Source organism: Psychromonas aquatilis (genome assembly GCF_038155185.1).
Classification (GTDB): domain Bacteria; phylum Pseudomonadota; class Gammaproteobacteria; order Enterobacterales; family Psychromonadaceae; genus Psychromonas; species Psychromonas aquatilis.
Map to the genome: position 1 here is coordinate 1 of NZ_JBAKAZ010000353.1, position 219 is coordinate 219.

1 protein-coding gene is annotated in these 219 nt (G+C 38.4%); it reads left to right on the plus strand.

Annotated elements, in window-relative coordinates; genetic code table 11:
- On the plus strand, positions 1-187 hold a 187-nt coding region (locus tag V6256_RS15805; RefSeq protein WP_341599166.1), incomplete at its 5' end, for a hypothetical protein.
- Between the last annotated feature and the right edge of the window lie 32 nt (positions 188-219).

Below are 219 nucleotides of genomic sequence, written 5' to 3' on the forward strand. Positions count from 1 at the left end.
GATTAAAAGTGACTTATTAGGTGACTGGCAACAAAGACTTTCTCCTGATTCTCCGTATGTATTTTCAATTAATATTAGTCCTGAACAGCAGCAGGGGTATTTACATAAACTTAATACCTTAGCGCTAGCACACAGCGATGGATTTGCGATTATGCGTGGTCGAGTCACGGCAATTAATGATCAATAAACAACAGATCTTGATGTTTATGAAACGGCAGA